This is a genomic window from Halorubrum kocurii JCM 14978 (assembly GCF_000337355.1).
In the GTDB taxonomy this organism is placed as follows: Archaea; Halobacteriota; Halobacteria; order Halobacteriales; family Haloferacaceae; genus Halorubrum; species Halorubrum kocurii.
In genome coordinates, this window is the sequence record NZ_AOJH01000099.1 from 24,805 (window position 1) to 31,270 (window position 6,466).

The following is a 6,466-nucleotide window of genomic DNA, read 5'->3' on the forward strand; positions in this document are numbered from 1 at the left end:
GGACCGCCGCCGTCTCAGGCGTCGCCCGAACCGTCGGCGTCGCCGCCGGGGTCCACCGCGAACGGGCTCTCGCGTTCTCGCCAGTCCCACCCCGGGAGCCGCGTCTGGAACCCCGCCGCGAGCGCGGCGTCGAGGTCGTCGGCGCCGGCCGTCCCAGCGCCGTCAGCGGTCGCGTCCTCACCCACGCGGACGTCGACGAAGTGGAACGTCGCCTGCGCGAGCAGAGAGAGGGGCCGCCCCCCGGCGACCGTCGCGGCCAGTTCGCGGCCGAGGACTTCGTCGACGACGAACCCCGGGTAGTCGTCCGCCACGTCGAGGTCGCGGAGCAGGGCCACGCAGGCGGCGACGTTGACCGCGACCTCGCCGTCGGCGAACACCGCGTCGACCTCGCGCCGGTACGCCGCGGGAGTGACGGGGTCGACGTCGGTCTCGAAGAGCCGACCGAGCCGCTCGCGGGTCTCGTTGACGAGGGGGACGACGACCGGGGCGCGGTCGCGGACCCAGGCGCGCTCGTCGCTGACCGTCTCGGGCGTGATGTGCATGTGCCCGCCGTTCGCGGGCCGGGGGTTTGCCATTTGCGAAGGGTTTTATAACGACCGGGCTAATCATCAGCTAAGCGGGTTTTCGCTGGCTGTTCCCGCACGGTACCACCTACGGACAGTACTACCACTATGCCTACTCCGTCACGGTCGACCGTTCGGCGCCGAGTCGCGATTTCGGCACGCGACTCGACGACGACGGCGGTCCCGACGACCCGCAGTGAGATATGAGTCAAGTCGATAAGCAACTCGATACCCTGAAATCAGAGATCGAACAGGAGATTCCGAACGACATCACGGTCACCGACGTCAAATACGAGGGGCCGGAGCTGGTCGTGTACACCCGCGACCCCAAGGAGTTCGCCGGCGACGGCGACCTCATCCGACGGCTCGCCTCCAAGCTCCGGAAGCGGATCACCGTCCGTCCGGACCCGAGCGCGCTCGCCCCGCCGGCGCGCGCCGAGGACGCGGTCCGGTCGGTGATCCCGGAGGAGGCCGGCGTGACCGACCTCGACTTCCACGAGGACACCGGCGAGGTCGTCATCGAGGCCGAGAAGCCCGGGATGGTGATCGGCCGCCGCGGCTCGACGCTCCGGGAGATCACCCAAGAGGTCGGCTGGACCCCCGAGGTCGTTCGGACCCCCCCGATCGAGTCCTCCACCGTCTCGAACGTGCGCGGCTTCCTGAAGAACGAACGCGAGGAACGACGCGACATCCTCGAACGCGTCGGCCGACAGATCCACCGCGAGGAGATGTCCGACGACGAGTGGGTCCGGATCACGACGCTCGGCTGCTGCCGCGAGGTCGGTCGCGCCGCGTTCATCCTCTCGACGCCCGAGACGCGCGTTCTGATCGACTGCGGCGACAAGCCCGGCGCGGAGGGCGAGGTCCCGTACCTGCAGGTCCCCGAGGCGCTCGGGGCCGGCGCGGCCACCCTCGACGCGGTCGTGCTCACCCACGCCCACCTCGACCACTCGGCGCTCATCCCGCTCCTCTTTAAATACGGCTACGACGGCCCGATCTACACGACCGAGCCGACGCGCGACCTGATGGGACTGCTCACCCTCGACTACCTCGACGTCGCCGCGAAGGACGGGCGCACGCCCCCCTACGAGTCGTCGCAGGTCCGCGACGCGATCAAACACACCATCCCGCTGGAGTACGGCGACGTCACCGACATCGCGCCGGACGTGAAGCTCACGTTCCACAACGCGGGCCACATCCTCGGCAGCGCAGTCACCCACTTCCACATCGGCGACGGCCTCTACAACGTCGCCTTCTCCGGGGACATCCACTACGAGGACACCCGCCTGTTCAACGGCGCCGTCAACGACTTCCCGCGGGTCGAGACGCTCGTCTTGGAGTCCACCTACGGCGGCCGCGACGACTACCAGACCGACCAGGCCGACTCCGAGGAGGCGCTCAAGCGAGTCATCAACGAGACGTACGAGGAGGGCGGGAAGGTCGTCATCCCCGCGTTCGCCGTGGGGCGGTCACAGGAGATTATGCTCGTCTTAGAGGAGGCGATGCGCAACGGTGATATCCCGGAGATGCCCGTCCACCTCGACGGGATGATCTGGGAGGCGACCGCGATCCACACTACGTACCCCGAGTACCTCCGGGACGACCTCCGCGACCGGATCTTCCACGACGACGAGAACCCGTTCCTCGCCGAGCAGTTCAACCACATCGACGGCGGCGAGGACGAGCGGCAGGACGTGGCGGACGGCGACGAGTGCATCATCATCTCCACCTCCGGGATGATCGAGGGCGGGCCGATCATGTCGTGGCTCCGCCACATCGGCTCCGACCCGAAGTCGAACCTCGTCTTCGTCGGGTACCAGGCGCAGGGGACGCTCGGTCGCCGCATCCAGAACGGCTGGGACGAGATCCCGGTCGACGGCTGGGGCGGCGGCGGCCGCGGCGACACGCTCACCCTCGAAATGGGGACCGAAGTCGTCGACGGCTTCTCCGGCCACGCCGACAGACAGGGATTGGAGAACTTCGTGAAGACGATGAACCCGCGCCCCGAAAAGGTCCTGTGCGTGCACGGCGACGAGCGCTCCGTGCAGGACCTCTCGTCGGCGCTGTACCACGACTACAACATGCGGACGTTCGCGCCGAAGAACCTGGAGACGTTCCGGTTTAAGTGAGATCGCGACGGTGAGGCCGCCGGCCGGGACCGCACCGGGGCGATCGACGCGTTGCGCCGACGCGTTGCGCCGACGCGAGTTTTTAAGCGTCGGCGCGGAGACCCTTGGCCCATGCGCATCGCGCTTATCGCTCACGACGAGCTGAAAGACGAGATGGTCGAGTTCGTCACCGCCCACGCCGACGCGCTCGGCGAGTGCGACCTCGTCACCACCGGGACCACGGGCAAACGCATCGCCGACGAGACGGGGCTTGCGGTGAACCGGCAGGCCTCCGGGCCGTACGGGGGCGACCTCCAGATCGGGGGTATGATCGCCGACGACGAGATTCACGGCGTCGTCTTCCTGCGGGACCCTCTCACCGCGCAGGCCCACGAGCCCGACATCTCCGCTCTCCTGCGCGTCTGCGACGTGAAGGACGTCCCCCTCGCGACGAACGTCGCCTCCGCGGAGATGGTCGTCGACGGGCTCCTCGGCGGGGACTGACCCCCGAAGGATCGTCGCTCGACGGGCGCCGACGCGACCGCCCCCCGAGTATCAGACCGGATAACCGACCCCGCGCCGTTTTTACCCGGCCGGCCGTACCCCCGGTCGATGACCCGTCGCTCGCGGGCCGCGCTCGCTCCCCTCGTCGTCTGTTCCGTCGCGGTGCTGCTCCTCTCGGCGACCGTCGCCGGCGGGGCGCTCGCCGGCGGCGCGGCGGCGACGCAGAGCGGCGGCGACGCGGCCGCGGGCGACGACGCCGCGGCCGACCGCGTCGATCCGCCGACGCGGTGTTTCGCGGGCGAGGGGTACCCGATCTCGGTCGGCGACGAGGGGCCGGCGATCGAGGCGCTCGTCCACCTCTCCGTGCTGACCGACCCCGCCGCCGGCAACGAGTTCGGGCTCGAGGCCGCCGGGACCCTCTCCGGCGAGCCGATCGTGACGCTCGGCGCCGGCGTCAGGCTGACCGCGCGCGAGGCCGTCGCGAACGGCGTCGACCCGTTCGCGGCGTTCGACGTGTTGTACGCCTACGAGCTGCGGCTCCCGATGTTCGACGGCTCGATCGGCGACGCGGAGTACCGCGACGGCGGGTCGCCGATCGACTCGAGCGCGGGCGCGGTGCCCTGTTAGCGCGTCGAGGTGGGTCAGGCCTCCTCCGCGTCGTCGGGCGACGCGATCCCCCGCACGATCCCCAGCAGCTCTCGACGCGCGTCCCCTGGGGTTCCTCCGGACGGGTACGACGCCTCCTCGAGCGGGTACGCCCCGCCGCCGAGCAGGTACTCGTCGGTCGCCCAGACCGCGAGCAGCGCCTCGACCGGGACGCCGCGGCCGTCGCCGACGCGCGCGACGCCGCGGAACGTCGAGAGCGTCGCCCGCGACGCGCTCGGGTCGTCGACCGAGATCCCCCGGTCACCGCGGTGTTCCACGCCCTCGACGTCGCGCTCGGCGAGGCGGTCGCGGAACCCCGACCGCGCCTGCCGCTCGACGAGCGCTGTGAGTGCGGGGTTCGGCGCGCTCGGCGGCCGGATCTCCAGCCGACTCGCGAAGCAGAAGGGGCGCGGCGGCTCGCTCGCGTCGCGCTCGTACCGCACCGTGCTCGCGTCGACGGAGACGGGACCGGCGGCGAACGCCCGCTCCGTGACCTCGTCGACGCGCCGCCAGCCGTCGAGGCGCTCGCGGGGAACGACGGGCGGGTCCATGGGCGGCGTTCTCCGCCGAGGTAATTAAAAGGGACGCGGACAGGGGAGGGGGTCGGCGGGTGCGGGCCGCCTCAGTGGTCGTCTTCGCGCCACTTGTGCTCGCACTCGGTGCAGACGAAGAAGCGGGTCTCGGACTCGTCGGCCGACCGGATCTGCTGCATGTACCAGTACGCGCGGTCGTTCCCGCACTCCGGGCAGTGGGCGGTCGTCTTCGGGAGCCCCTTGTCCTCCGCGTCGCTCACGTCGATGACCTCGGACTCGACCTGCGATTCGGTGGTCCACTCGTCGTCGTCGTCCTCGCGGCCGAGCTCGTTGTCGCAGTCCTCGGAGCTACACACCCAGTGGTCCTCGCCCTCGCCGGACATCATCATCGAGCCGCATTCGTCGCAGAACTTCATGGCGGAACCAGCCGCGGATCGTATATAAACGGCGGGATCGCTGGCGCCGGGGCGTCGCCCTCGCGGTCCCGCTCACTCCCCGTCGTCTCCGCTCGGCTTTGCCCCTCACTCCCCGTCGTCGACGTGTTCGGCGAGCGCGAACCGGACGCGCTCCTCGTCGCCGCCCTTCGTCTCCCGACCGGTGACGACGATCTCCCCGATCTCAGCCGTGTTGCCGACGTGCGTCCCCGCGCAGGCGGTGCGGTCGTAGGGCTCCTCGTCGCCGTCGATAGCCGTCCCCCCGACCACGCCGATCTCGACGATCCGGAGCTCCGCGATCGAGTCGGGGAGCAGGTCGATCCGGGTGCGGTCGGTGTCCAGCGTCGCCTCGGCCGCCTCGCGGTCCATCGCGTAGCTCCGCACGGGTCGCTCGTCGGCCACGAGCTCGTTGAGCCGCGCTTCGATCCGCGCGAGGTCCCCCTCGTCGAACCGCTCGTAGGCCGCGTCGAGGTGCGCGTGGTCGTCGTAGAGCTGGTTCCCCGTCGTCTCCGCGCCGAACTCGTCCAGGAGGAGCGCCGAGAGCAGGTGCTGTGCGGTGTGGTACCGGGAGTGAGCGCGGCGCCGCGCCGCGTCGATCTCCCCGACGACCGCCGTCCCGGGTTCGGGAACCGCCTCGGCGTCCCCGGTTGAGTCCGCCGGTTCGAGGGTGTGGTACACGGTGTCTTTCTTCTGTACGTCGACGACGCGCCAGCGACGAGAGGCGGCGTCGTCCGCGGCGTCACCGTCGTCCGCGGCGTCACCGTCGTCCGCGATCCGGAGCGTCCCCGTGTCGTTTGGCTGGCCGCCACCTGTGGGGTAGAAGTGCGTCCGGTCGAGGGCGACCCGGTCGTCGAGCGCGCGCTCGACGGTCGCCTCGAACGTCGTCACCGTGTCGTCTGCGAGGTACAGCTCCTCGGTCATACCCCGAAGGTGGGGCGCCGCGGGCTTCAGTGGTGCGTTCGGAACCCCGACCGCCGGTCAGCGCTGGAGGCGGACGTTGACGGCGGCGTCGGGGACGAACACCTCGTCGCCGTGATCCAGGTCCGCGACGACGGTGCCGTTGGCGGTGTCGGTCGCGTCCTCGTCCACGGAGAACCCCTCGGTGCGCTCGAAGTACCGGCGCCACGCGTCGGCGTACGGCGACTCGATCCGGAGGTCGAAGGGGCCGTCGTCGACGTCGCCGTCGGCGATCTGCACGAGCCTCGGCCGGGAGGTCCGCTCCACCGCGACCTGCACGGTACCGTCCCGCTCGACGGTCTCCGGCCCGAGCGGGTAGAGCCGGACGATCGGGAGCGTCGTCCGCCCGTCGGCCGCGACGAAGCGCGGCTCCGAGCGCATCACCGCCGCGCCGCCGTCGCTTCGGAACCACGCCCCGCCCTCGTACGCGATCGTCGTGTCGTCGTTCGCGTAGGTCAGCGAGCGGAACTCGAACCCCCTGACCACCCCGTCAGAGGCGTTCCGCAGCTCCACCGTGGTCGTCTCGGCGACCGAGAGCGACCCGCCGCTGAGCCGGATCTCCGTCGAGCGGCTCGGGTCGCCGTACCGCTGGACGTCTCGGAGGTTGTCGTCGAACACGTCGAAGGCGCGCTCGACGTTCGCGACGCGCTCGGCCTCCTGTCGGTCCTCGATGCCCGTGATGCCGACCGCGAACACCTGTCTCTTATACACATCTCTGATGG

8 protein-coding genes are annotated in these 6,466 nt (G+C 70.5%); 3 read left to right on the forward strand and 5 right to left on the reverse strand.

The window, feature by feature from the left end; genetic code table 11:
• Positions 1-14: 14 nt before the first annotated feature.
• A complete protein-coding gene (locus C468_RS15680) occupies positions 15-542 on the reverse strand; it encodes a hypothetical protein (RefSeq protein WP_008849884.1) in 528 nt (175 codons plus the stop codon).
• Positions 543-766: 224 nt separating this feature from the next.
• Here C468_RS15680 and C468_RS15685 point away from each other — a divergent pair, with 224 nt between their 5' ends.
• From C468_RS15685 to C468_RS15695, 3 genes are all read left to right on the forward strand, one after another.
• A complete protein-coding gene (locus C468_RS15685) occupies positions 767-2,692 on the forward strand; it encodes a beta-CASP ribonuclease aCPSF1 (protein ID WP_008849885.1) in 1,926 nt (641 codons plus the stop codon).
• Positions 2,693-2,803: 111 nt separating this feature from the next.
• Entirely contained in the window at positions 2,804-3,175 is a 372-nt protein-coding gene (locus C468_RS15690; RefSeq protein WP_008849886.1) for a methylglyoxal synthase, read from the forward strand.
• 108 nt (positions 3,176-3,283) lie between these two features.
• Positions 3,284-3,802: a DUF7332 family protein gene (locus tag C468_RS15695; protein ID WP_008849887.1), complete on the forward strand. Its 519-nt coding sequence runs from the start codon at positions 3,284-3,286 to the stop codon at positions 3,800-3,802.
• A gap of 14 nt (positions 3,803-3,816) precedes the next feature.
• Here the strand turns inward: C468_RS15695 and C468_RS15700 are convergent, their stop codons facing one another.
• From C468_RS15700 to C468_RS15715, 4 genes are all read right to left on the reverse strand, one after another.
• Positions 3,817-4,371 carry a hypothetical protein gene (locus C468_RS15700; RefSeq protein ID WP_008849888.1) on the reverse strand — a complete coding sequence of 185 codons (555 nt, stop codon included), beginning with the start codon at positions 4,369-4,371 and terminating at the stop codon, positions 3,817-3,819.
• A 71-nt stretch (positions 4,372-4,442) separates the two neighbouring features.
• On the reverse strand, positions 4,443-4,769 hold the full coding sequence (locus tag C468_RS15705) for a transcription factor S (RefSeq protein ID WP_008004030.1): 327 nt from the start codon (positions 4,767-4,769) through the stop codon (positions 4,443-4,445).
• A 105-nt stretch (positions 4,770-4,874) separates the two neighbouring features.
• Positions 4,875-5,708, reverse strand: coding sequence for an alanyl-tRNA editing protein (locus tag C468_RS15710; RefSeq protein WP_008849889.1), 834 nt, complete (start codon positions 5,706-5,708; stop codon positions 4,875-4,877).
• A gap of 57 nt (positions 5,709-5,765) precedes the next feature.
• The coding region (locus C468_RS15715) for a DUF7289 family protein (protein ID WP_049912279.1) at positions 5,766-6,466 on the reverse strand (701 nt) is incomplete at its 5' end.

Bases quoted from the DNA above. Each gene is read 5' to 3' on its own strand.
- C468_RS15680 (WP_008849884.1), bottom strand. From the start codon at position 542: ATGCACATCACGCCCGAGACGGTCAGCGACGAGCGCGCCTGGGTCCGC.
- C468_RS15685 (WP_008849885.1), top strand. From the start codon at position 767: ATGAGTCAAGTCGATAAGCAACTCGATACCCTGAAATCAGAGATCGAA.
- C468_RS15690 (WP_008849886.1), top strand. From the start codon at position 2,804: ATGCGCATCGCGCTTATCGCTCACGACGAGCTGAAAGACGAGATGGTC.
- C468_RS15695 (WP_008849887.1), top strand. From the start codon at position 3,284: ATGACCCGTCGCTCGCGGGCCGCGCTCGCTCCCCTCGTCGTCTGTTCC.
- C468_RS15700 (WP_008849888.1), bottom strand. From the start codon at position 4,371: ATGGACCCGCCCGTCGTTCCCCGCGAGCGCCTCGACGGCTGGCGGCGC.
- C468_RS15705 (WP_008004030.1), bottom strand. From the start codon at position 4,769: ATGAAGTTCTGCGACGAATGCGGCTCGATGATGATGTCCGGCGAGGGC.
- C468_RS15710 (WP_008849889.1), bottom strand. From the start codon at position 5,708: ATGACCGAGGAGCTGTACCTCGCAGACGACACGGTGACGACGTTCGAG.